The sequence below is a fragment of the Nocardiopsis flavescens genome, from assembly GCF_900141985.1.
Taxonomy (GTDB): domain Bacteria; phylum Actinomycetota; class Actinomycetes; order Streptosporangiales; family Streptosporangiaceae; genus Nocardiopsis; species Nocardiopsis flavescens.
On record NZ_FQZK01000037.1, the window covers coordinates 19,909 to 43,481 of the forward strand.

The following is a 23,573-nucleotide window of genomic DNA, read 5'->3' on the forward strand; positions in this document are numbered from 1 at the left end:
GGGCATGCGCGACATCCGGGTCGTCCTGATCGGCGGCACCTCCCACACCGGCAAGTCCACGACCGCACAGGTGCTCGCAGAGCGCCTCGGCTTCTCGTACGCCGGTACCGACCACCTGGCCCGCCACCCCGGCCGCCCGTGGCGGACGCCCGACCGGGAGGTGCCCCCGCACGTCGCCGAGCACTACGGCACCCTGGCCCCGGACGAGCTGATCGCTTCCGTCCTCGCCCACTACGAGCGCCTGTGGCCGCGCATTCGGGAGACCGTCGCCGAGCACGCCGCGGGCGGGGGCCCCGGCCTGGTGCTGGAGGGGTCGGCGCTGTGGCCGGCCAGGGTCGCGGAACTGGACGTCCCGGGCACGGGGGCGGTGTGGCTCACCGCCGACGAGGGCGTGCTGCGCGAGCGGGTGTACGCGGAGTCCGGCCGCGCCGACGCGACCCCGCGGGAGCGGCACCTCATCGACGTGTTCCTGGACCGCACCCTGCGCTTCCAGAGCCTCATGCGCGCCGAGGTCGACCGGAGCGGCCTCACCGCGCTGCCCGTCGGCGGCTCCATGGACCCCGGCGGGACCGCCGACGCCGTGCTCGCCGCGGTCACCGCCCAGGTCCGTGCGGGGCGCGCTGGCCGGGGCGCCGCCCCCCGCTGACCCGCGCGCTCCTCGGCCGCGGTGGAGCCGGGGGCCGCAACCGGCGGGGCCCGGCGAAGGCTGCGCCCGCAGGTCGCACGGCCCCTTCTTACCTTCTTTAGAGTTGAGTGAGAAAGACTCAATTAAAGGAACATCAGTCGACGCATGACCGTTCTCAGCGGTAGAGGGCCGTACGGGTGTCCGCCCGCGGGTCCGCACAACCCGTCGAGGAGGTCCGGGCCATGGCACCGACCGTCGTCCGCCCACCTCGCCGACGTACCGGCGGGAGTATCCGCCGCGCGGCGCGCCCGGCCCGTTCCCGGGCGGACCCGGCTCCCGCCGCGGCCACCGCCCGGACGAGCGCGGCCTCCGCGCCCCGGCCCTGAACCGCCGGGGCTGCCGCTGCACCGGGAGCCCCGGCTCCACCCGGGGTCCGTCCGTCCTACGGACCCCGGGCCACCCGGCCGCCGGACCCCCGCGGGGGCGGTCCGGCGGCCGAACGCCCCCGTCGGCGGGCGCGTGGGGCACACCGCGCGGGACGGCGGGCCCGTGTTCGCATCGCGGACGGAGACCGTCGCCGGCCGGTACGCGGCGCCGGTCATGGCCGCGCAGCGCTCGCCCGCCCCTCCCCGGGGGTACCGGTCTCCCGGCGCAGGCCGGCCGCTCGGCTCAGGGCCGCCCGTCACCGCAGTCGACGTAGTCGGCGGCGCTGGCCGTGTACTCCTCGGTCGTGTCGAAGACGCCCTCGAACTCCTCCGTGTAGGCGTTCACGAACGTCTCACCGTCCGGCGCCCCCTCGCACCAGGTCACCTCGTTCGCCCACATCACCCCACCGAGCGCCCCGTCCAGACGGCTCAGACCATTGGCTGCCTCATCGGTGCGCCACTCACTCTTGTCGAGGACGACCTCATGGCCCTCACCGCTCTCCACGGCACGAACGGCACCCGACTCCAGCAGCCTCTCCACGGACAACTCATCGGTGTTGCCCAGCACCTCCGCCGAACCGGTCTCGGTGAACATCCGCTCCAGCGTCAGGACACTCACCTCACGCTCCATCCAGAAGAAGGAGACACCGGTCCTCTCGACGGGCTCCGAGGATTCGTCCTGCGCCGCCCGACCTGCGCAGGCGACCAACATCAGCACTGCTGCGGCCACCGCCGAACACCGGAGGAACGTCGTCCTCACGAGGGATTTCACGGCCGCCCTTCCCCGCAGTCGACGTAGTCGGCGATGCTGGCCTCGTACTCCTCATGCGTGTCGAAGGCCTTCGTGAACTCCTCCGTGTAGGCGTTCACGAACGTCTCACCGTCCACCGCTTCACCGCACCACGACACCTCGTTCGCCCACATCACCCCACCAAGCGCCCCGTCCAGGCGTCTCAGACCATTGACTGCCTCATCGGTGCGCCACTCCGCCTTGTCGAGGACGACCTCATGGCCCTCCCCACCTTCCACAGGCCGGGCGGCACCCGACTCCAGCAACCTCTCCACGGACAGCTCATCGGTGTTGCCCAGCACCTCCTCCGAACCGGTCTCGGCGAACATCCGCTCCAGCGTCAGGACGCTCACCTCACGCTTCACCCACGAAAGGGTGACGACCGTCCTCTCGACGGGCTCCGCGGGCTCCTCCGGAGTCCCCACCGCACCGCACGCCATGAGCGGCAGGACCACTGCGGCCACCGCCGAACACCGGAGGAACGTCGTCCTCACGAGGGATCTTCCCCGCAGTCGACGTAGTCGGCGATGTCCTCCAGGTACTCCTCATGCGTGTCGAAGGCACCGGCCTCCAGCGCGGGATAGGAGTCGACGAAGGTGTCGCCGGGCACCTCGGGGCCGCACCAGGAGACCCCGTTCTCCCTCAGGAGGTCGGCCAGGGCCTGGTCCACCTCCTGGAGCAGGGGACCGTCGCCGCTCAGCCCCTCACCGAGAGAGGGGGACCACAGCTCCGGGTCGGTCTCCACCCGGGTCCCCTCGCCGTCCTCGACCAGGACCCCGGCCTCGGTGAGCACGTCCCCCGGCCGGTCCCCGGCGTGGACCGCGGCCGGGTCCGGGTCCTGCTCGGCGAACATGCGCTCCAGCGTGAACGTCCGCACGGTCCGCAGCACCCACTCCGCGCTGGGCCCGCCCGAGGCCCCGGTCCCCTCCGAGGCCTCGACCTCCCCCGGGTCCGCGATCTCCTCTGCCGCCGGGGCGCACGCGCCGACGAACAAGAGCACGGACACGGTCGCCACGGCTCGGAAAGTACGTCTCCCTGGTCCCTGCGTCATTCGTCGTCCTCGGTCTCTCGGCGTCCTTCCTCCTGCACCAGGTCATACCGGGTGTTGTAAGGAGTCGCGAACTCGTTGTACATGGTGTTGCCGTCCGTCTGCTCCCTGTTGGACGGATCGAGCTGGGTGCTGTTCAGGGCGGCGTGCAACGCGTTGGCCGCCCCGTCCCCCCCGCCCCCGGGCTCGTTCTCCACGTCCCACTTGCCGCGGTCCGTCTCGACCCGGATCGAGCCGTCCGCCGCGTAGGAGACGATGCCGTGCTTCTCCAGCTCATGGAGCTGCTCCTGCCCGGGCCCCTGGACCACCGCTCCGTTCTCGGAGGTCAGGATGTGGGCGAGGAACTGCACCTGCTGGTTCTCCCTGCGTGCCTCCTCGCTCTCGTTCCCGTGGCTCGGAACATTCGCGACGATCTCCGCGTCGGAAGCCGCCAGGTGTTCGACGATGGCATCCGACCCCAGGTCCAGCCCCTTGTTGATGAGGCCTCCCATGACCGGGATCTTCTCCACCAGGGTCCCCGCCTCGCCCAGCGCGTACCCGTACAGTTCCTCCCGCCGCTGCTGCGCGGACGCGTCGTCCCCGACCCTGTCGTCGAGTTCCATGGAGATGCCCAGCTCGATGAGCGAGTGGAGGGTCGCGGGCCCGCGTGCGGCGAGCTCGGTGTCCCCGGTCGCGATATAGAACTCGGTCGCCGCGTACTCGTACGCGGCAGTGGAGTTGATGACCCGTGTTGCGGCCGCTTCGTCGCCCATCAGGTACTGCATGTAGGCGGCCCGCTCCTGGATGCCGATGTTGAAGGCACCCGTTTCCGGGTTGTACTCACCGACACCGGTGATCAGCTCGTCGTTGTTCCCGCCGTCCTCGATGACGCTCTCGGCGAAGCTGACGATGTAGGAGTCGAAGACCCCGGCGAACGCATCGGCGAGTTCGGGGTTGAACTCGGTGAACGAGGCGTCCTCGCTGTCTCCCACATCGACACCGGTGTCGGTCAGCGCCTCCTGCATCTCCGCCGTGGTGACCAGATCGATGAACCCGGCTGCGGCCGTCCCCGCCCGCTCCCGGACCTCGTCGTCCTCGCTGAGGGCGTCCTCGGCCATCCAGTCGATGAGCCCGCGCGCGGTCGCGCCGCCGTCGTGCCATTCGTAGGTGAGCAGGCCCTCGACCGCGTTGGGGCGCTCGTGCGGGGCGAGCTCGGGCAGGCCCGGAATGCTCTCCGCGCCGCCCGGGTACTCGCCGGTGAGCACGTAGTGGTTGGCGTCCTCGTTGCGGGTGCCGACCTCCACCAGCGGGGCCAGGTCCTCCGACACCACCCAGCCGTTTTCGCCCTCCGCGCCCCAGTAGTGCATGTACGCGCCCGCGCCCAGGGTGAGGTTGGTGGAGAACGCGTCACCGCCCTGGAGTTCGTCGTCGGTGTACCGGAGCAGCTGCGACAGAGCCAGCGCGTCGTCCTGGTAGTTGACCAGGTGGTACGGCATCTCCCCGTCGCCGCCCGGCGCGAGGAAGGGCCCCTCGGTCGCCCGGCGCACGCTCTCCGGCAGCAGGTCGTACCCGCCGCCCAGGTCCTCGTCGGAGAGGGTGAGCAGCCCGTCGCCGAGCACCCCCAGCGCGTGCGCGCGCTCCTCCCCGCTCATGTGGTCGCCGTCCATCCACCCCGGGACGGACAGGACACCCGTGTAGGGGCCGCCGCCCTCCAGCTCCAGGTTGGTATAGAACTCCTCCAGGAAGTCGATCTCCTCGGAGCGGAACCCGGAGCCGGTGTTCTGGGCCTGCTTGGCGTTGGTGCCGATCATCGCCATCATGAGCATCAGCTCGTGGTAGCGGTCGTCCAGCGGCTTGTCCCCGGACCAGTAGGAGGCCAGCTCGGTGGACCACTCGCGGGCGTTCTCGTCGGTCAGCTCACGGCCGTCCACCAGCATCGTGTACTTGTTCGGGTCGAGGTTGTAGAACGCCCAGTTCGCGTACCCGCCGTCGATGAGCTTCTGCACGTTGACCTTGGTGGGGCCGCCCTCCAGCATGGCGCCGACCTCCTCGGCGTGCCCCTGGTAGGTGTTCCACAGGGTGTCGAACCGCCCCTGGACGCTCGTGCGCTTCTCGACCAGCTCGTCGTACAGGTCCCGGCAGGTGTCCTCGTCGCTCCAGAACCAGCTGCGCTCGGGGAACGTCGCCGTGATGTGGCTGGAGGAGAACTTGCCCGGGACCCGCCCCTCGCAGTTGGTGACGGCGGTGTTCCACTCCTCCACCAGCTCCTCGCGCCCGTCGCGGAACTCCTCCACGTGGTCGGCCCACTGGTCGCTGACCATGGCCGCGTAGGTCAGGGCCACGGCGGCGTCCACCCACAGCTGCCGGTCCTCGGCGGACAGGGTGGTGATGTCCCAGGCCAGGAGGCTCGTGAACTGCCCGGCCGCGCCGTCCAGGCTCGACTGGAGGTTCTCGGAGTCGCCCAGGACCCGGCCGTTGAGCTCCTCGAAGTCGGCGGACCGGGCCCGGACCAGCGCGGGGACCGCGTCGATGGTGCGCAGGGTCAGGGAGATGTCGAAAGTAGCCACAGGGCATCCTCAGAAGAAGCGGGGGAGGGGACGTGACCGGGACCGGGGTCAGTAGAAGTTGACGTTGCCCAGACCGGGCGGGACGTGCTCGGTGGCGCCGGACAGCTCCTCGGAGCTCTCCAGGTCGTTGAGGGCGATCTCGCTCGCCCCCGCCTGGATGTTGTCGGCGAGCTGGAGGCCGTGCCCCTGGACGTCCACGAACCCCTGGAGGTGGAGTTCGCGGAAGGACCGCCATCCCGCCTCGACGTCCTCCTCGCCCGCCACCCGGATCGCGTCGTCGACCGTCAGGTCGAACGCGTCGGCCAGCCCCGCCATCGCCGTCGCCAGCGCCTCGGCGTCCTCGCCGCCCTGGCGCGCCTCGTTCGGATTCGCACCGGTTCCACCGCTCATCGCGGTACACCTCCTTCGTCACGAGGGAACCATCGTTATCCGTAGATCGCGAAGAAAACGTAGCAGTTGAGGTTTTCCCGCATGGTTACGGCTTCGTGATGACGGGACGGCGTACCGCGGGCGGGGGAACGGGGCGGACACGCGGACGGGGGGCCGCCGGCGCATCGCCGACGACCCCCCGCTCCCCCGGTCTAGTACTCGACCGGGACCTCCTCGAACTCGCCGAAGGGCCCGGCGCGCAGCGTCAGCTCCTCCACGCTCGTGGCCGGGGCCGGGAACACCGCCACCAGGTTGTAGGTGTTGCCCGGCTGGAGCACGTGCACCTCCTCGGCGAAGCTGCTGTACCGGCCCTCGCCGAAGTCCATCTGCGCGACGTACCGCACCAGGCCGCTCTCCGGCTCGAACAGCTGGAACCCGCCCAGGGTGCCCTTGCTGAACTGCTCCGGGCCGCCGGCCACCACGTCCGAGCCGCCCATCTCGGGCATCAGCGGCTCGTCGGTGACGTTGGTGAACGCGACCGTGCCGATCACGTACGCGCCGTCGCGGCGCAGCGGGTAGACCTCCAGGCGGATGCCGTCCTGCTCGCTCTCGGCCACCACCGAGCCCGGGTCGTCGTCGTAGGGGGCGGGCCAGGTGACGTTGCGCTGGGCGGTGTCGAGGCCGTCCTCGTCGTACTCCTCTTCCTCCGTCGCCTCGACGTCGGTGTTGAAGATGTAGGAGAACTCGACGCGGCGGTTGCGGGCGCGGGCCTGCTCGTCGTCGGGGCCGCCCTCGCGCGCGATGGGCTCCTTCTTGCCGCGGCCCTCGACCTCCAGGTCGAACCCCGGACCGATCTCCTCGGCCAGCAGGTCGCGCACGCTCTCGGCGCGCTCCACGGACAGGCCGTCGTTGTAGGCGTCGCCGCCGATGCCGTCGGTGTGGCCGATGATCGTGATGACCGGCTCGTCGGGGTGGACGTTGGCGGCCAGCGAGGTGGCGGCCCGGCGGACGACCTCCTCGGCCTCCTCCGTCAGGTCCGAGCGGTCGAACTCGAACATGACGTCGGAGTGCAGGGAGATGATCTCGCGGTCGCCGTCGCGGGTGGTGGAGGCGATCTCGGAGTCGACGAAGCTCTGCACCCACCCCTCGTCGGCGACGGCGTCCCCGTCCGGGCGCCGGTTGGCGAAGGTGAGGTTCTCCCCGTTGGGCGGCGGGTCGTCCAGGGAGAGGTGGTCGGGGCCGTTGGGGTTCTCGGGGTCGGCGCGCTCCTCCTCCACGTCCTGGACGGGGATGCCGGTCATGGCTCCCAGGCCGCTGCCCACGAAGGTGACCTGCCGCACCTCGTCGGGGATGCGGGGGAAGTAGCGGGTGTACTCGTTGGTGACGCCGTCGTGGACGGGGTAGAGGCCGTCCTGGTTGGGGCTCTCGGACCCGTACTTGAGGCCGTCCGCGTCGAGGAACTGCCGGTAGACGCGCCCGGTGAGCGGGTCGACGAGGGTGTGGGCCATGCTGAGGTTCCGGTTGGGGCCGGAGAATTCGTCGGGATACGTGATCTCGTAGTGCATGACGGTGTACTCGTCGGTGCGCTCCAGCCCGGTGACGGCGAAGCGCATCTCCGTGTCCTGGCCGGTGTCCTGGAAGATCCGGCCCTCCCGGACGTAGGGGAACTCCTCCCTGACCTCGGGTGGTCCGGACGCGCTCCCGAACGTCTCGGACCACCAGTCCGAGATGTCCGCGGTGATCGTGCAGCCACTGAGCAGGAGGCTGCCCGAGACCATGAGCGCGGCCGCGGCGAGGGGCGTCTTCCGCACCATGTGGGGGAACTCCGATCGTTGGGGAGACGTACGGGAAATATCCTCCTGCACTCCCGGAGTCGAACCGACCGCGGTGCCCCGCAACGGGCGGAAAGTCCGCCGGGCCTGGCGCCGGGGAGGGCGATCGACCATTCTTACTGCCATGTCGGTATCTGCACAGCCCCGTTTCCCGGGTCCGCTCATCGGGCTGGCGACGGCGTCCGCGGCGCTGGGCGCGGCCCAGCCGACGGCCGCGCTGCTGGGGGTGTCGCCGCCGGTGACGGTGGTGGCCGACGCGGTGGTGGACCACAGCCCGTTCGGTCTGGTGGCGTGGGCGATCGCGGTGTTCGGCGCGGCCGACAAGGCGGTGCTGGTCGGGGGGATCCTGCTGGTGCTGGCGGCGGTGGCGGGCGCCTCGGGCTCCCTGGCCCTGCGCCGCCCGAACGCGGGGTACGCGGTCCTGGGGGCGGTCGCGCTGGCGGGCCTGGCCGCCGCCTGGCTGCGCCGCACCGACGACCCCGGTGCGGGGGTCCCCGTGCTGGTGGCGGCGCTGGCCGGCGCCCTGGCGCTGGCGCTCCTGCGCCGTACCCTCCCCGCCCCGCCCGGAGCGGCGGTGCCCGCCGCCTCCGGCGCGGACGGGAGCCGTGCGGCACCCGGGACGGACAGCGGTCCCGGGGCGGCAGAGACCGGCGGGGCTTCCGAGACACCCGGGACGGGCAACGGCCCGCCCGCCCCCGCGCGGCGGACGGTCGTGGCGTCCGCCGGGGTGCTGGCGGCGGGCGCGCTGGCGGGCGGGACAGGGCTGTGGCTGCCCTCGGTGCTCGGGCGCGGCGGCGGTCCCGAGGCGCTGCGGCTGCCGGCCGCCGCCGGCGCCCTCCCCGCGCCGGCGCCCGGCACGGACCTCGGCGTCCCCGGCCTCTCCCCCTTCTTCACGCCCAACCGGGACTTCTACCGGATCGACACCGCGCTGGCCGTCCCCCGCCTGGACTCCTCGCAGTGGCGGCTGCGGGTGCACGGCATGGTGGACCGCCCCTTCGAGATCGACATGGCCGAACTCCTGGACCTGCCCCTGGTCGAGGCCGACATCACCCTCACCTGCGTGTCCAACCCGGTCGGCGGAGACCTGGCCGGCAACGCCCGCTGGCTCGGGTACCCCCTGGCCGAACTGCTGCGCAGGGCCGGCGTGCACGCCGACGCCGACCAGATCCTCGCCACCTCCCGCGACGGCTGGACCTGCGGCACCCCCACCGAGGTCGTCATGGACGGCCGCGACGCGCTCCTGGCCGTCGGCATGAACGGCGCCCCGCTGCCCTACGAGCACGGCTTCCCGGCCCGCACGGTCGTCCCCGGCCTGTACGGCTACGTCAGCGCCACCAAGTGGGTCACCGACCTCAAGCTCACCCGGTTCTCCGACGAGCAGGCCTACTGGGCCGACCGGGGCTGGGCGGAGCGCGGCCCGGTCAAGACCATGTCCCGTATCGACGTCCCCGGCGACTTCACCCGGACCGGCGCCGGGGAGGTGACCGTCGCCGGGGTGGCGTGGGCCCAGCACACGGGCGTCGACGCGGTGGAGGTGCGCCTGGACCGGGGCGAGTGGCGCCCCGCGGAGCTGGCCCGGGTCCCCGGCGTCGACACCTGGGTCCAGTGGGTCACCGAGGTCGTCGTCGACCCGGGCATGCACGCCCTGGAGGTCCGGGCCACCGACGCCACCGGGTTCACCCAGTCCCCCGTCGAGGTCGAGACCGTCCCCGACGGCGCGGAGGGCTGGCACTACCTGCGGTTCACCGCCGAATAGAACTCTCCCGAAAAAAATCCGATCCGGGACCCATCCGCCCCCGGGCCGGCTCCGAATACCCCATGTGACCACGCGAAAGCAGGACCTCGGGGACCGGAACCGCACGAGAGGGCGGCTCCTCCCCGGGTCGTGCGTGGGGTTGGTGACCGTGGCGGCCGCCGTGGCCGCCGGTGAACTGGTCGCCGCACTCATGGGAACGGCGTCCCCCGTGGTCGCCGTCGGCGACGCCCTCGTCGACAACACCCCCCAGGCCCTGGCGGAGTGGGCGATCTCCCTGTTCGGGACCGCGGACAAGATCGTCCTGGTCTCGGGCATCGTCGTCATCCTCCTGCTGGTAGGAGGCGTCCTCGGGGTGGCCGCGCTGCGGCGGCCGTCCCTGGGGTACGCGGGCCTGGCGGTGTTCGGAGTCGCGGGCGTCGCCGCCGTCTTCATCGGCCGCGGCGGGGATACGTGGGCCGTGCTCCCCGTTCTCGCCGCCGCGGCCGTCGGCGCGCTGTGCCTGGCCGCGCTGCTGCGCGCGGCGGGCCGCGTGCGCCCCGCGGCGCAGAACTCCCCCCAGGGCACCGCGCCCGAGGGGGGCGGCTCCGCCGGGGAGGGGGACACCGCGTCCCCGGGCCCCGTGGAGCACCGGCCCGGACGCCGCGCGTTCGTGCTGACCTCCGCGGGGATCGCGGCCGGTGCGGGCGCCGCGGGCGTCCTGTCCCGCCTCGTGCCCGGGTGGCTCGGCGGTGCGGGCGGCCCGGAGACGGTGGCCCTGCCCGCGGCGGCGCGTCCGCTGCCCGCCCTGCCCGCGGCGACCAACCTGGGGATCCCGGGCCTGACGCCGTTCACCACCCCCAACAGCGACTTCTACCGGATCGACACCGCGCTCACCGTGCCCCGCCCGGACCCCGGGCGATGGCGGCTGCGGATCCACGGCATGGTCGACCGGCCCTTCGAGATCGACATGGCCGAACTCCTGGACCTGCCGCTGGTCGAAGCCGACATCACCTTGACCTGCGTGTCCAACCAGGTGGGCGGCAACCTCGCGGGCAACGCCCGCTGGCTCGGGTACCCGCTGGCCGAACTGCTGCGCAGGGCCGGGGTGCAGGCCGGGGCGGACCAGATCCTCGCCACCTCGCACGACGGCTGGACCTGCGGCACGCCCACCGAGGTCGTCATGGACGGCCGCGACGCGCTGCTGGCCGTGGGGATGAACGGTGAGCCGCTCCCCCACCGACACGGTTTCCCGGTCCGCACGGTGGTGCCCGGCCTGTACGGGTTCGTGAGCGCCACCAAGTGGGTCACCGACCTCAAGCTCACCCGGTTCTCCGACGAGCAGGCCTACTGGGCGCAGCGCGACTGGGCCGTCAAGGCCCCGATCAGGACCATGTCCCGCATCGACGTGCCCGCCCCGCTGGGCCGGGTGGACGCCGGGGAGGTCGTCCTGGCGGGCGTCGCCTGGGCGCAGCACCGGGGGGTGGACGCCGTCGAGGTCCGCGTCGACGGGGGCGAGTGGTCCGAGGCCGAGCTCGCCAAGGTCCCCGGCATCGACACCTGGGTCCAGTGGGTCGCCGAGGTCGACGTCGAACCCGGCCGCCACGACGTGCAGGTGCGCGCCACCGACGCCACCGGCTACGTACAGACCTCCGATCGCGCCGAACCGATCCCCAGCGGGGCCACCGGCTGGCACCAGATCGCCTTCACGGCGACCTGACGCCCGGCGCACATCACGAACAGACCACCGGTTTCACGGTTTTCACAAGAAGAAGAGTCAAAGGAGAGCACCATGATTCGCACGAGCATGATCGCCGGCGCCGCCGTTCTCGCCCTGGGTCTGACCGCCTGCGGCGGCATGGAGGAGGAGGCGCCCACCGAGGGTGCGGCGACCGAGGAGAGCACCGACCAGGAGATGGACAACGGCGGCGGTGAGATGACCGAGACCGCGGGCGAGAACTTCGGCCCGGGCTGCGCGGCCGTGCCGGAGGACGGCGCGGGCAGCTTCGAGGGCATGGCCCAGGACCCGGTGGCCACCGCGGCCTCCAACAACCCGGTCCTGTCCACCCTGGTCACCGCGGTCACCGAGGCCGACCTGGTGGACACGCTGAACTCGGCCGAGGACATCACCGTGTTCGCGCCCAGCAACGACGCCTTCGAGAAGATCCCGCAGGAGGACCTGGACGCGCTGCTCGCCGACCAGGACCAGCTCACCGACGTGCTGACCTACCACGTGGTCGAGGGTCAGCACGCGCCCGCCGACCTGGAGGACGGGACGTTCACCTCGCTCCAGGGCGGGGACGTCACCACCGAGGGCGCCGGCGAGGAGTTCACGGTCAACGGCGACTCGGCCGTGGTCTGCGGCAACGTCCAGACCGCCAACGCCACCGTGTACATCGTCGACACCGTGCTGATGCCGGAGTAGTCGGTACGACTCCCGGGCGGCCCGTGGACGAAGGCCGGGCCGTCCGGGGCCCAGGGGCCGCGACGCGGGACCCGTGTCCGGACCGGCGTCCGCGCCGGCCGGCCGGGGCCTCCCGCGGGAGGGCCCACCGGGAAGGGGCGGGGCCGGCCCTGCCGGGGCGGTGACCCGGGCGGGGCCGACGGGACGCGGTCGGTGGCCGCGGACCGGCGGCGACCCGCAGCACACGGCCCAGGGGCCGCGCCGGCCGGCGCGGCCCCCATCGCGGCAGGAGGACCGGATGGACCAGGACGCGGCTCGACCGCACGGCCCTTGGGCGACGGGACCGGCACCGGGGCCGGAGCCCGTACCCAGCCTCGCCGACCTGCTGGGGCGGGTGGCGCGCGGCGACGAGAGCGCGTTCGGGGAGGTGTACGACCAGGTGGCCCCGTCGGTGTACGGGCTGGTGCGCCGGGTGCTGCGCGACCCGGCCCAGTCCGAGGAGGTCACCCAGGAGGTCATGGTGGAGGTGTGGCGCACGGCCTGCCGCTACGACGCGCGGCGCGGCACACCCCGGGCGTGGCTGATGACCCTCGCCCACCGCCGCGCGGTCGACCGGGTCCGCTCGGAGCAGGTGGGCGCGGACCGGGAGGCGCGGGCGGCCGCCGCCGAGGCGGACCGCCCCTACGACGAGGTCGCCGAGGAGGTCACCGACCGCCTGGAGCGGGAGCGGGTGCGCCGCTGTCTGGAGACCCTCACCGAACTCCAGGAGCAATCGGTGCGGCTGGCCTACTACGGCGGCTACACCTACCGTGAGGTGGCCAGGCTGCTGTCCACTCCGCTGGGCACGATCAAGACGCGGATGCGCGACGGCCTGATCCGGTTGCGCGACTGCCTGGGGGTGGAGTGGTGAGTCGGAGACTGAGGCAGGACCCGCACACGCTGTCGGGCGCCTACGCCCTGAGCGCCCTGTCACCGGACGAGGCGGTCCGGTTCGAGGACCACCTGGCCCGGTGCGATTCGTGCGTGCAGGAGGTGCGCGGGTTCGCCGAGACCGCCGCCCTGCTGGGCGCGTCCGCCGAGGCCGCTCCCCCGCCGGGGCTGCGCGCCCGGGTGCTGTCGGAGGTGTCGCGCACCCGGCAGCTGGCCCCGCCGCCCGACCGGCTGGCCGAGCCGGGGCGCCGGTGGTGGACCCGCGGTTCGACGTGGGTGGTCGCGGCCTGCCTGGTGGTGGCGATGGCGCTGGGCGCGGTGGCGTGGGAGCAGGCGCAGCGCATCCGGGTGCTCCAGGACAACGAGCGGCTGGTCGCCGCGGTCCTGTCGGACCCGGCGGCCGAGTACACCGCGGCCGAGCCCATGGAGGGCGTGTTCGTGGCGGCGGTGTACTCCGAGGCGCACGGCAGCATGGTGTTCAGCGGCCACGGCCTGGAGCCGCTGGACGACGAGGACTACCAGCTGTGGTTCACCAGGACCGACGGGACCGTGTACTCGGCCGGGGTGCTGCCGGTGGACGAGGGCGGCGTCGTCGCCCCGATCCCGGCGTCCCCGCGGGGCGCCGACACCGAGGGTGTCGCGGTGACCGTGGAGCCGGTGGGCGGCTCCGAGCAGCCGACCTCCGATCCCATCATGGCCATGCCCATCCGAGGCTGAGGGGGACGGCGGCCCGCCCCGGTCAGGGGACGGTGACGTCCCCGGGCCGGGGCAGGCCGCGCATCACCGGCGAGAGGCTGGACAGCGCGGCCAGCCCCGACACCGCGGCCATCGCGAGGAACACCCGGGCGGGTCCGGCGGCCTCGAACACCAGGCCCACCCCGAGCACGCCGACCGGCTGGGACACCAGGCACAGGAACGTGACCGCGCCCAGCACCCGCCCCTGGTACTCGTCGGTGACCGACGCCGCGATGTAGCCGTGGAACACGGCGTTCACGCACGGCACGAGGGCGAACACGCAGCCCGTCAGCAGGCCCATCGACAGCACGTCGGGGACGGCCGCCAGGGCGAGTGCGCACACCGGGGCCGACCACGCGGCGGCCAGGAACAGCGCCGAGGGGCGCACCCGCCGCAGGACCAGCGCGGACACGAGCGCGCCCACCAGCCCGCCGGCCCCGGCCAGGGACACGGTGAGGCCGATCTGCGCGTGGTCGGCGCCCCGGCTCTCGGCGGTGGCGATGAGTGCCAGGAAGGCGCCGGTCTGGGTGAAGGCCAGGTTGAAACCGACGATCCACGTGAGCATCGGCCGCAGGACGGGGTGCCGGGCCAGGAACACGAACCCGCCGAACACGCCGCGCAGCGACCACGGCTCGCGGGCGCGGGGGCCGGGCGCCTGGAGGGGGCGCCGGATGCACAGCACCAGCACCGCCGACAGCAGGTAGGCCGCCGCCTCGGCCAGGAACGGGAAGGCGCGCCCGAGGTGGAACAGGACCCCGGCGGCGGGCGCTCCCAGGGCGGTGGTGGTGAAGAAGCGGATCTGGTTCTGGGCCGCGGCGTCGGCGACCTGCGGCGGGGGCACCAGCTGTTTGACGGCGGCCATGGCGACCGGGTTGGAGACCCCCATGAGCACCGAGGAGCACACGGCGACGGCGAGGACGGCCGGGAAGGCGACCCCGCCCGCGAGTAGCACGGCCCCGAACACGCCGAGCAGGACCAGCCGGCCCAGGTCGCAGCAGAGCAGGACCAGGCGGCGGTCGGCGCGGTCGGCGAGCGAGCCTCCGACGAGGGCGGCGACCATGGTGGCGGCCACCTGGGCGGCGCCGATGGCCCCGGCGTGGGCGGCGGATCCGGAGAGCAGCAGGCACAGCAGGGGGTAGGCGACCTCGCCGCTCTCCTTGCCGAGCCCGGCGAGGAACCGGCTGCTCCACAGGGCCTGGAAGTCGCGGTTGCGCAGGAGCGGGGGCGGGCCGTCCTCCCCCGCGCCCCCGGGCGGGTCCACGGGCGGGCCCCCGGCGGGCGGGAGGGGGCCGGCGGGCGCGAGCGGGTCGCCCCCGCGCGCGGGCCGGGGCCCGGGGGCGTCCGCGGCAGCGGGCGGGCGGGGGTCCACACCGGCGGGCGCGGGAGGGCGCCGCCCGGTGCGGGCCCGGTGCTGGCGGAGCTGGTCCGCGGCCATGGTGATCGACTCCCCCTGGGGTCCCCCGGCTTCGGGGATGACGCGGTGTGGGCCTGGTGGGCTCGACACGCGTGTGCGGAGCCGCCCGGCGTCCGGCGGACACACGCGCTCTCCGGGGTCAGGGGGCCTCCCGGGAATCCTTCCGGGAAGCGAACTCGTCATGACGCCATTATGCGCTCGTTCTCCGTACTGAACGCCTTTCCCGGGATACACCGCGCGCATCGGCGGTTCCTGTCGGATTCCCTCCCCCCGCGGGTGGGCCGGGGTCGCGGGCGCGGGTCCGCGCGGCGCGCGGTACGCCCGCGTTCAGCCTGCGCACAGGCCGTTCCGAGCCGGCCGCCCCGGCCGCGGGCCCTCCCGGAAACACCCTCCGGGCCCCGGGCGGCAAAAAGGGGGAACTCCGTCCCTTTGTTTCTTCAGGGTTTTATGAGATTGCGGATGCGCGTGAAATCCATGCTTCGCACGGGAGCGAAGGGAAAGGAGAACCGCGCGGGGTTCCGGGGTGAAAACCCCGCGCGGTGCCGGCGCCGGGACGGCCGGCCCGGCGCGATCAGGCCGCGCGGGCCCCGGGCCGGCGGCCTCCCGCGGCCCGTCGGCCGCGGCGGGCGGGCCGGTGCCCGGCGGCGGCGGCCTCGATGGTCCACGGGGTGCGCTCCAGGCGGGCGACCACCAGGGCCCCGGCGAGCGAGCCGCCCGCGACGAGGGCGTACGACAGCGTCCAGCCGCCGGTCAGCTCGGCGAACAGGCCGAACAGCAGCGGGCCGCCCAGGGCGACGCCGCTGCCCACCCCCTGGACGAACCCGGAGAGCGAGGCCGAGCCCCGGGCCGTGGTGGCCCGGGTGTTGATCATGGTCATGACGACCACGAACAGGCTCGTGCCCAGGCCCAGGAAGCACGCCCAGAGCGGGGCCAGCCACGCCGGTCCCAGCGCCAGGCCAAGGTAGCCGGCGGCGTACCCGGCCACGCCCAGGGCGACGATCGGGAAGGTGTCGGCGGCACGGGCGGTGACGGTGGGCGCGACCAGGCCGAACAGCAGGCTCACCCCGACCATGAGGGAGACCATGCTCCCGGAGTAGGCGGAGGTGTGCCCGGCGTCGGTGAGCAGCGCCGGGAGCCAGGTGAACAGGGTGAAGACGTTCCAGGTGACCAGGCCGAAGAGCAGCGCCGTACGCCAGGCCATGCCCACCCGGTACAGCGGCCGGGCGAGTTCGGGCCCCTGGTCGGCCCGGGCGGCGCGGCCGGTGCGGCGCGCGTCCGGGGACGCCCAGCGGACGGCCCAGAGCAGGCCCGCCGCCACGGCGACCACGGCCCACGCGCCCAGCGCGGTCCGCCAGCCGAAGGCCTCGGCCAGGGGCACCGCCACCAGGGGCGGGAACAGCGCGCCGAGGTGGATGGCCACCATCTGGACCGTGCTCAGCGCGGCCAGCCGGTCGGGGAAGTACTGCTTGATGAGCGGGGGCAGCACCACGTTGCCCAGCGCGGCGCCGGTGAGCGCCACGGCGGTGAGCAGCAGCAGGGTGCCGGTGCCGGGCGCGAAGGCGCGCAGCGCCTGCCCGGCGGCGGTGAGGGCCATGCTGAGCACGACGGTGGCCTCGGGGCCGATCCGGCGCATGATCACCGGGGTGACCAGGCCGAACACGGCGAAGGCGACCAGCGGCAGCGTTCCGAAGACGCCGACGACGGTGGCGTTGAACCCGAACTCCGCGGAGACGGTGGCCAGCAGGGGTGAGAGCGAGGTGACCACCAGGCGCAGGTTGAGCGCCGCGCAGGCGATGGCCGTGAAGGCGAGGATGCGGCCCCGGCGGGCCGTGGTGGGCACCGGGGCGGGCCGTACCGACGATCGGTCGGCGACGGCCGTCATCGACGAGGGTGACATAACGGCGACGGACGTCCCTTGTTCAGCGGTGGTGCGGCGTTGCACCGGAGCCAGGCCGACCGGCGGGCGACACCGCCTGCCCCTGAAGGATCACTTCTCGGGCGAGCCAAATACGACCTTTTCGCTTGAATGGTAAGCATAGCCCGGCTGTATACACAACTTTCCGTACTTAATACGGGTATGATGCGCATATGCCTGATCTCGACGAACTAGATACGGCGATCCTGGCCGAACTCCAGTCGGACGCACGGAAGACCAACCGCGATGTGGCCGCCGCGGTGGGCGCATCGCCCACGACGACGCTCGACCGGACCCGCGCCCTGCGGGAACGGGGTGTGATCCGTGGCGCACTCCTGGACGTGGACCTGGAACTCATCGGCCGGCCGGTGCAGGCGCTCGTCACGGTGAGCGTGGTCAAGCCCTCGCGGCACAACATCGAGGCGTTCCGGGACTGGGTGCGCTCGCTGCCGGAGACGCTGGCGGTGTTCGTGACCTCCGGCAGCGAGGACTTCCTCGTCCACGTGGCGCTGCCGGACAACAACAGCCTCTACGCGTTCGTCGTCGACAAGCTCACCGAGCGCCCCGAGGTGGCCGACGTGCGCGCCTCGATCGTCTACGAGCACCTGCGCAACGACCGCATCGCCCCGGCCGGCGCCCGCCCCCGGCGCCGGGCCTGACCCCGTCCCCCGTCCGCCCGCCGGGGCCGCGCCGGGCGGCCCCGGCGGGCGGGCCTCCCGTCGCGAACGTGAAAGGGGGCCGCGGGTAGGGTGGTCGGCCTTGTCCGGCTCCGAGACGGGACACCCCCACACCCATGACTCCTGCGATCGTGGCCGCGGTCCTGCTGGCCGCGCTGCTGCACGCGGCGTGGAACGCCATCGCCCACGGCATCACCGACCGGCTGCTGGGCTTCGCGCTCATCGGCCTGGGCGGCATGGTCCCCGCCGTGCCGCTGCTGTTCGTCGTCGGCCCGCCGCCCCGCGAGGCGTGGCTCTTCCTGACCGCCTCCGTGCTCACCCACCTGGTCTACTTCGGCCTGCTGATGGCCTCCTACCGCAGCGGCGAGTTCGGGCAGGTGTACCCGCTGGCCCGGGGCACCGCCCCGTGGGTGGTGGCGCTGGTCGGGGTGGGCCTGCTCGGCGAGGCCGTGTCCGCGCCCCACCTGCTGGGGGTGCTGGTCGTCTCGGCCGGGCTGATGGTCCTGGTGTTCGCGGGAGGGCGCCCCTCCCGGGAGCAGATGAGGGCCCTGCCGGCCGCGTTCGCCACCGGCCTGGCCATCGCCGCGTACACGGTGGTGGACGCCTACGGCGTGCGGTTCACCCAGGACCCGCTGGGCTACATCACGTGGATCATGTTCTTTCAGGGACCGGTGTTCTTCGTGGTGGCGGTGTTCACCCGCCGGGGCCGGCTGCCCGCCCAGCTCGCGCCGGTGTGGAAGAGGGGGCTGGCGGGCGGCGCCATCAGCGCCCTCGCCTACGGGATCGTGCTGTGGGCGCAGCTGAGCGGCGCACTCGCGGGCATCGCCGCGCTGCGCGAGACCAGCATCGTGTTCGCGGCGCTGCTGGGCACCCTGCTGTTCAAGGAGAGGTTCGGGGCCGTGCGCGTCGCCGCCTCGGCGCTCGTCGTGGCCGGAGTGCTGCTGCTGGCCCTGTGAGGGGGTCCGGCTCGCGGCCCCGTCCGGACTGGCCCGCGGCGGGCGCCCCTCGTATCGTGGCCGTGTGACCGACATCTCAACGGAGTCCGCAGCCGTCCGCCGCCTCTGGCAGGGCCTGGGCCTGCCCGGCCTGGTCGACGTGCACACCCACTTCATGCCGGACAACGTCCTGCGCAAGGTGTGGGCCCACTTCGACGCCCTGGGCGGGTACTGGCCGATCACCTACCGGGACGGCGAGCAGGCCCGGGTCGCCCGGCTCCGGGGGTTCGGGGTGCGGCGCTACACCTCGCTGTTCTACGCCCACCGCCCCGGGATGGCCGCCTGGCTCAACGACTGGGCCGCCGGGTTCGCCGCCGCCCACCCCGACTGCCTGCGCGGCGCCACCCTCTACCCCGAGCCCTCCGCCCGCGACTACGTCCCCGCGGCCCTGGCGGCGGGCGCCCGCGTGTTCAAGGCCCACGTGCAGGTCGGCGGCTACGACCCGCGCGACCCGCTGCTCGACGCGGTCTGGGGTGCGCTCGCCGACGCCGGGGTGCCCGTCGTGGTGCACTGCGGGTCCGGGCCGGTGCCCGGCGAGCACACCGGGCCGGGGCCGTTCGGGGAGGTGATGCGCCGCCACCCGGAGCTGACCGCGGTCATCGCCCACGCCGGGTCGCCCGAGTACACCGCCTTCCTGGACCTGGCCGAGCGCTACCCGCGCGTGCACCTGGACACCACCATGGTGTTCACCCGGTTCACCGAGCGGCGCGCGCCCTTCCCCGCCGACGGGTACCCCCGGCTCAAGGACCTGGCCGACCGCGTCCTGCTCGGCACGGACTACCCGAACATCCCCTACCCCTACCTGGAGCAGCTCGACGCCCTGGTCGGCCTCGGCCTGGGCGACGACTGGCTGCGCGGCGTCCTGCACGACAACGCCGCCCGCCTGTTCGACCTCTGACCGCGCCCGCACGAAGCAGAGAAAGGCCGCCATGGAAATCGCGCTCACCCCGCTGGAGTTCGCCCGCCGGACCCGCAGGCTCCACCCCGACCGGCTCGCGGTGGTCGACCGCGGCCTGCGGCTGACCTACGCCGAGTTCTTCGACCGCTGCGACCGCTGGTCCTCGGCCCTCCAGGGGATGGGGGTCGCCCCGGGGGACCGGGTCGCCTACATCGCGCCCAACACCCACGCCCAGCTGGAGTCGTTCTACGCGGTGCCGCAGCTGGGCGCGGTACTGGTGCCGGTGAACTTCCGGCTGACCGCTGAGGACTTCGTCTACATCGTGAACCACTCCGGCGCCACGGTGCTGTGCGCGCACGCCGACCAGCTGGACGCGGTCGACGGGGTGCGCGACCGGATGCCGGGGGTCGAGCGGTTCGTGGCGCTGGAGGGCGCGCGGCCGGGCTGGGAGGACTACGAGGCGCTGATCGCGGGGGCGTCCGCGGAGTTCGACCGCCCGGAGATCGGTGAGCGCGACCTGCTCACCATCAACTACACCTCCGGGACGACGGCCCGCCCCAAGGGGGTGATGATCACCCACCGCAACGCCTACATGAACTCGGTGGGCACCCTGCTGCACGGGCGGATCGGCATCGGGGAGTCCTACCTGTGGACGCTGCCGATGTTCCACGCCAACGGGTGGACGTTCACCTGGACGGTGACGGCCGCCGCCGGGGTGCACGTGTGCCTGCCCGCGCTGGACCCGGCCACGGTGTTCGAGCTGGTCCGCACCGAGGACGTGCGGTGGCTGTGCGCCGCCCCGACCGTCCTCATCATGCTCGCCAACGCCTCCCGGGAGGTGCGCGGCGACGTCCCGGCGGGGGTGCGCGTGTTCACGGCGGGCGCCTCCCCGGCCGCGGCCACCATCGAGCGGCTGGAGGACGGGTTCGGCTGGACCGTCACCCACGTGTACGGGCTGACCGAGACCGCGCCTTTCATCACCGTGTGCGAGCCGCGCGCCGAGCACGCGGGGCTGGCGCCGGCGGAGCGGGCCGCGGTCAAGGCCCGCCAGGGCGTCGAGCTGATCACCTCCGGCGAGCTGCGGGTGGTGGACGGGAACGGGGCGGAGGTGCCGTGGGACGGTGAGACCGCCGGGGAGATCACCGTGCGCGGCAACGTGGTGATGGAGGGGTACTACAACGACCCCGAGGCCACCGAGCGCGCCATGGGCGACGGCTGGTTCCACAGCGGCGACGCCGCGGTGGTGCACCCCGACGGGTACGTGGAGATCCAGGACCGGCTCAAGGACGTGATCATCTCCGGCGGGGAGAACATCTCCTCCGTCGAGGTGGAGGGCGTGCTGCTGCGCCACCCGGCGGTGCTGGAGGCGGCGGTGTTCGGCGTCCGGCACGAGAAGTGGGGCGAGTCGCCGCGCGCCGCGGTGGTGCTGCGCGAGGGGGCGACGGCCACCGAGGAGGAGGTCATCGCGTTCGCCCGGGACAACCTGGCGCACTTCAAGGCGCCGACCAGCGTGGAGTTCGTGGAGGCCCTGCCCAAGACGGCCACCGGCAAGATCCAGAAGTTCGTCCTGCGCGGCGGGGCCTCGGCGGTCTCCCGCCAGTGAGCGCGAGGGGGCTTCGTGTCCCCCGCCCCCGCTCTTCGAAGGCGGGGGACGCCGGGGTTCAGCCCCGCGCGGTCTCCAGCAGGGCGAACCCGGCGCCGAAGGGGTCGGCGCAGACCGCGGTGCGGCCCGCGTCGGGGGTGGGCTCGGGGCCGGTGTAGACCTGCCCGCCCCCGGTGCGGACGGCCTCCAGTGCCCTGTCGACGTCGTCCACCCGGAACACGGCGTTCCACTCGGCCGAGCCCTCGGTGTCGTCCACCCGGTCGGGGGCCAGGGCCGTGATGCCGCCCTGGTCGCGGTCGCGGCCGGCGCCGTCGGGGGTGATGACGCGGCGCCGCCCGGCCCCCGCGGGGGCGGGGGCGTCGGAGTAGTGCCAGCGGAACAGCTCGCGGTAGAAGGCCTCCGAGCCGTCGCCGTCGGGCGTCAGCAGCTCCACCCGGCACAGGGTGCCGTGGGAGTCGGTGCGCTCCATGCCGGGGAAGTCGATGGGGTTCCAGACCGCGAACCGGGCCCCCTGCGCGTCGAAGAACTGGGCGGAGCGGCCCGCGGTCAGCGCGTCGAACGGCTCGACCAGGACGGAGCCGTGCAGCCGTTCCACGGCGGGGACGGTGGAGTCCACGTCGGGATCCTGGAAGAAGACCGTCCACGCCGGGCGCTCGCCCTCGCCCAGGAGCGGGCTGAGTCCGGCGATGGCGTCCCCGTCGAGTCGGCAGGTGAGGTATCCGGCGGCCTCGGGGGTGTCCTCCATGGCCTTCCAGCCGAACACCCGTCGGTAGAAGGCCGTCGAGGCGTCGGTGTCCGGGGAGGACACCTCCAGCCAGCAGGGCGACCCCGGCAGGAAGTCGGTGGTGATCATGCAGGCCCCCTCTCGTGGACACGTCATTCCCGAGTGTGGACCGTCCGTCCGCGGGGGCGGGGATGGGGGCGGCAAAGTCTCGCACAACTCACCGCAATCACCGGAACCCCGTACCGGCGGCGGGTCGCGCCCGACGTGCGTGAGGGGGCGGCGGGTGATCCGGCCCGCGCGGCGGCACGGGCGTCGGCCGCACGGACAGGACCGTCGGCGGGCCCGGGAGCACCGGCGGCGGCTCAGACCCGTGCGGCGGCCCGGGTGGACCAGCGGGCGGGAGCACCGGCGGCGGCTCAGACCCGTGCGGCGGCCCGGGTGGACCAGCGGGCGGGAGCACCGGCGGCGGCGCGGCAGTGGGTGGCCCGATCAGGCCGGGCGAACCCGGCGGTTCTTGTGGTGTCGGGGGTGGTGTTCGGGTGGTCTGTGCGAGGTCGGGGCGTAGGGCGAGCAGGGTGCGGACGGCGGCGGCCAGGTCGGTGAAGTCGGCGGGGTCGGCGGGGTTGTGTGCGGTCGGTGCGGGTGGTGGGAGGGGTGGGTTCCGGGGGTGGGTGGGGTGCCCGGTGCGGGTGTTGCCCATGGGCTCGGTCTCTTCTCCGGTCGTCGTGTGTGCGGGGGCGGATGCGGGTGCCCTGGCTGGTTGTCGGGGTGGGCCCGCCCGGTGGGGGCGCCGGGCGGGCGGGGTCAGCCCGTTCCGGGGCTGGTGGTCCTGACCGTTTCGGGGACGAGGAGGGCTTCGACTTCGGCGCGGTGGAAGCGGCGGTGGCCGCCCAGGGTGCGGAAGGAGGTGAGTTTGCCGGTGTCGGCCCAGCGGGCGACGGTGACGGGGGTGACGCGGAGCATGTGCGCGACCTCGCCGGAGGTGAGGGGTTCGGGGACCTGCTGTGGGCGGTTCACGGGGTGGCTCCTGCCTGGCGGAGGAGGCGGTCGACGTCGGTGCGCAGGAAGCGGTGGTGTCCGCTGGGGGTGCGCACGCCGGGGAGTTTGCCGCGCAGGACCCAGCGGGTGACGGTTTTGGCGTCGACGCCGAACAGGGCGGCGACCTCGCCGGGGGTGACCAGTTCGGGCAGGGGTGGGTCCGTGTGCGGGGGCAGCGGCGCGAGCCGGGACGGGGGCGGGTTCGGGGACAGCGGCGGGTTCAGGTTCGAGGGCAGGGGCGGGGGTTCGGTGTGCATCGGCTCCTGGTTCCTTGCCTTGCGGGTTGCGGGTCGGGGGTTGCGGCTGTGCCGGACGGCGGACGGACGGGTGGCATGCGGTGGCTCGGGCGCGGCCCGTGCCGCGCCCGGGAAGAAGAACAGCGGTGAGGAGAGGCGAGAAGACAGCGGGAAGAGGTGTGTGGTGCCCGCCCGCCCGGGACGGGGGTCACCGGGCGGGCGGGGGCCTGTACGGGTTCAGGCGGGTGTGCGGTGTGTGGTCCACACCGGTGTGTGGGGGTTGCCCAGCCACACCCGCTGGAGGGCGCGGCCCCGGTCCACGGTCAGCCCGAAATCGGAGAGGTCGGGCTCGCCCTGGGCTTTCCACCAGACCAGTGCGTCGGTGAACTCCGTCCACAGGCGCCGTGGCCCGGCCGACTCGACCCGCCCGTGGGCGTGCAGGCGCAGCCATGAGGGGCAGGACGTCGAGCCGATCCACACGTGCGGCTCGACGGCACCGGTCTCTATGCGCATGCCGTATCCCCAGTCGGGCACGAGCAGGGACAGCAGGAGCGCCCGCTCCCCGTCGAGCCAGTCTTGGCGCGGATCGTCGACCACACGTTCGGTGTGCTCGGCGGGGGCGTCGGGCGAGGGTGCG

General features: G+C 73.4%; 21 protein-coding genes and 1 pseudogene. 10 read left to right on the top strand and 12 right to left on the bottom strand.

The genetic code is table 11. The features are described 5' to 3' along the window. Positions 1-4: 4 nt before the first annotated feature. Complete coding sequence (locus BUE45_RS29435) at positions 5-646, top strand: hypothetical protein (RefSeq protein WP_073384193.1); 642 nt, start codon at positions 5-7, stop codon at positions 644-646. 648 nt (positions 647-1,294) lie between these two features. Here BUE45_RS29435 and BUE45_RS29440 read toward each other — a convergent pair. The 6 genes from BUE45_RS29440 to BUE45_RS29465 all read right to left on the bottom strand — a co-directional run bounded on the left by BUE45_RS29440 (position 1,295) and on the right by BUE45_RS29465 (position 7,617). Then, entirely contained in the window at positions 1,295-1,669 is a 375-nt protein-coding gene (locus BUE45_RS29440; RefSeq protein ID WP_245833566.1) for a hypothetical protein, read from the bottom strand. A 149-nt stretch (positions 1,670-1,818) separates the two neighbouring features. Beyond that, positions 1,819-2,334: a hypothetical protein gene (locus BUE45_RS29445; protein ID WP_073384194.1), complete on the bottom strand. Its 516-nt coding sequence runs from the start codon at positions 2,332-2,334 to the stop codon at positions 1,819-1,821. Next, complete coding sequence (locus BUE45_RS29450; protein ID WP_084738132.1) at positions 2,331-2,855, bottom strand: hypothetical protein; 525 nt, start codon at positions 2,853-2,855, stop codon at positions 2,331-2,333. The genes BUE45_RS29445 and BUE45_RS29450 overlap by 4 nt, the downstream gene beginning before the upstream one ends. A 32-nt stretch (positions 2,856-2,887) precedes the next feature. After that, the gene (locus tag BUE45_RS29455) at positions 2,888-5,434 is read right to left on the bottom strand and encodes a TPR repeat domain-containing protein (protein ID WP_073384195.1); all 2,547 of its coding nucleotides are present in this window, start codon (positions 5,432-5,434) and stop codon (positions 2,888-2,890) included. 48 nt (positions 5,435-5,482) lie between these two features. Continuing rightward, positions 5,483-5,824 carry a hypothetical protein gene (locus BUE45_RS29460; protein WP_073384196.1) on the bottom strand — a complete coding sequence of 114 codons (342 nt, stop codon included), beginning with the start codon at positions 5,822-5,824 and terminating at the stop codon, positions 5,483-5,485. 191 nt (positions 5,825-6,015) lie between these two features. Continuing rightward, a complete protein-coding gene (locus BUE45_RS29465; RefSeq protein ID WP_073384197.1) occupies positions 6,016-7,617 on the bottom strand; it encodes an OmpA family protein in 1,602 nt (533 codons plus the stop codon). A gap of 142 nt (positions 7,618-7,759) precedes the next feature. On the opposite strand from BUE45_RS29465, the gene BUE45_RS29470 reads away from it, so the two are divergent. The 5 genes from BUE45_RS29470 (at position 7,760) to BUE45_RS29490 (ending at position 13,418) form a co-directional block, all read left to right on the top strand. Continuing rightward, entirely contained in the window at positions 7,760-9,391 is a 1,632-nt protein-coding gene (locus tag BUE45_RS29470) for a molybdopterin-dependent oxidoreductase (protein WP_073384198.1), read from the top strand. Positions 9,392-9,581: 190 nt separating this feature from the next. Then, positions 9,582-11,087 (top strand): molybdopterin-dependent oxidoreductase, encoded by a 1,506-nt coding sequence (locus BUE45_RS29475; protein ID WP_084738152.1) that lies wholly within the window; start codon positions 9,582-9,584, stop codon positions 11,085-11,087. 72 nt (positions 11,088-11,159) lie between these two features. Then, positions 11,160-11,792 (top strand): fasciclin domain-containing protein, encoded by a 633-nt coding sequence (locus BUE45_RS29480; RefSeq protein WP_073384200.1) that lies wholly within the window; start codon positions 11,160-11,162, stop codon positions 11,790-11,792. A gap of 277 nt (positions 11,793-12,069) precedes the next feature. Beyond that, positions 12,070-12,681, top strand: coding sequence for a sigma-70 family RNA polymerase sigma factor (locus tag BUE45_RS29485; RefSeq protein ID WP_073384201.1), 612 nt, complete (start codon positions 12,070-12,072; stop codon positions 12,679-12,681). Then, complete coding sequence (locus BUE45_RS29490) at positions 12,678-13,418, top strand: anti-sigma factor (protein ID WP_084738134.1); 741 nt, start codon at positions 12,678-12,680, stop codon at positions 13,416-13,418. The genes BUE45_RS29485 and BUE45_RS29490 overlap by 4 nt, the downstream gene beginning before the upstream one ends. 22 nt (positions 13,419-13,440) lie before the next feature. Here the strand turns inward: BUE45_RS29490 and BUE45_RS29495 are convergent, their stop codons facing one another. Together BUE45_RS29495 and BUE45_RS29500 are read right to left on the bottom strand one after the other, a co-directional pair. After that, on the bottom strand, positions 13,441-14,871 hold the full coding sequence (locus BUE45_RS29495; protein WP_084738137.1) for an MFS transporter: 1,431 nt from the start codon (positions 14,869-14,871) through the stop codon (positions 13,441-13,443). A 550-nt stretch (positions 14,872-15,421) separates the two neighbouring features. Then, entirely contained in the window at positions 15,422-16,747 is a 1,326-nt protein-coding gene (locus tag BUE45_RS29500) for an MFS transporter (protein WP_143173523.1), read from the bottom strand. A 191-nt stretch (positions 16,748-16,938) separates the two neighbouring features. Here BUE45_RS29500 and BUE45_RS29505 point away from each other — a divergent pair, with 191 nt between their 5' ends. The 4 genes from BUE45_RS29505 to BUE45_RS29520 all read left to right on the top strand — a co-directional run bounded on the left by BUE45_RS29505 (position 16,939) and on the right by BUE45_RS29520 (position 20,938). Next, positions 16,939-17,424 carry an Lrp/AsnC family transcriptional regulator gene (locus BUE45_RS29505; RefSeq protein ID WP_073384202.1) on the top strand — a complete coding sequence of 162 codons (486 nt, stop codon included), beginning with the start codon at positions 16,939-16,941 and terminating at the stop codon, positions 17,422-17,424. A gap of 134 nt (positions 17,425-17,558) precedes the next feature. Continuing rightward, positions 17,559-18,398: a DMT family transporter gene (locus BUE45_RS29510; RefSeq protein WP_073384203.1), complete on the top strand. Its 840-nt coding sequence runs from the start codon at positions 17,559-17,561 to the stop codon at positions 18,396-18,398. A 64-nt stretch (positions 18,399-18,462) separates the two neighbouring features. After that, the gene (locus tag BUE45_RS29515; RefSeq protein ID WP_073384204.1) at positions 18,463-19,335 is read left to right on the top strand and encodes an amidohydrolase family protein; all 873 of its coding nucleotides are present in this window, start codon (positions 18,463-18,465) and stop codon (positions 19,333-19,335) included. A 31-nt stretch (positions 19,336-19,366) separates the two neighbouring features. Then, positions 19,367-20,938 (top strand): long-chain-fatty-acid--CoA ligase, encoded by a 1,572-nt coding sequence (locus BUE45_RS29520; RefSeq protein WP_073384205.1) that lies wholly within the window; start codon positions 19,367-19,369, stop codon positions 20,936-20,938. Positions 20,939-20,996: 58 nt separating this feature from the next. Here BUE45_RS29520 and BUE45_RS29525 read toward each other — a convergent pair whose 3' ends face one another. From BUE45_RS29525 to BUE45_RS29540, 4 genes and pseudogenes are all read right to left on the bottom strand, one after another. After that, positions 20,997-21,791, bottom strand: a complete 795-nt coding sequence (locus BUE45_RS29525; RefSeq protein ID WP_073384206.1) for a VOC family protein — start codon at positions 21,789-21,791, stop codon at positions 20,997-20,999. Between the two features lie 675 nt (positions 21,792-22,466). Then, positions 22,467-22,679, bottom strand: coding sequence for a BldC family transcriptional regulator (locus tag BUE45_RS29530; RefSeq protein WP_073383187.1), 213 nt, complete (start codon positions 22,677-22,679; stop codon positions 22,467-22,469). Further along, complete coding sequence (locus BUE45_RS34125) at positions 22,676-22,957, bottom strand: helix-turn-helix domain-containing protein (RefSeq protein ID WP_084738140.1); 282 nt, start codon at positions 22,955-22,957, stop codon at positions 22,676-22,678. The genes BUE45_RS29530 and BUE45_RS34125 overlap by 4 nt, the downstream gene beginning before the upstream one ends. A gap of 216 nt (positions 22,958-23,173) precedes the next feature. Continuing rightward, positions 23,174-23,573, bottom strand: a pseudogene (locus BUE45_RS29540) (methyltransferase domain-containing protein); the annotation flags it as partial.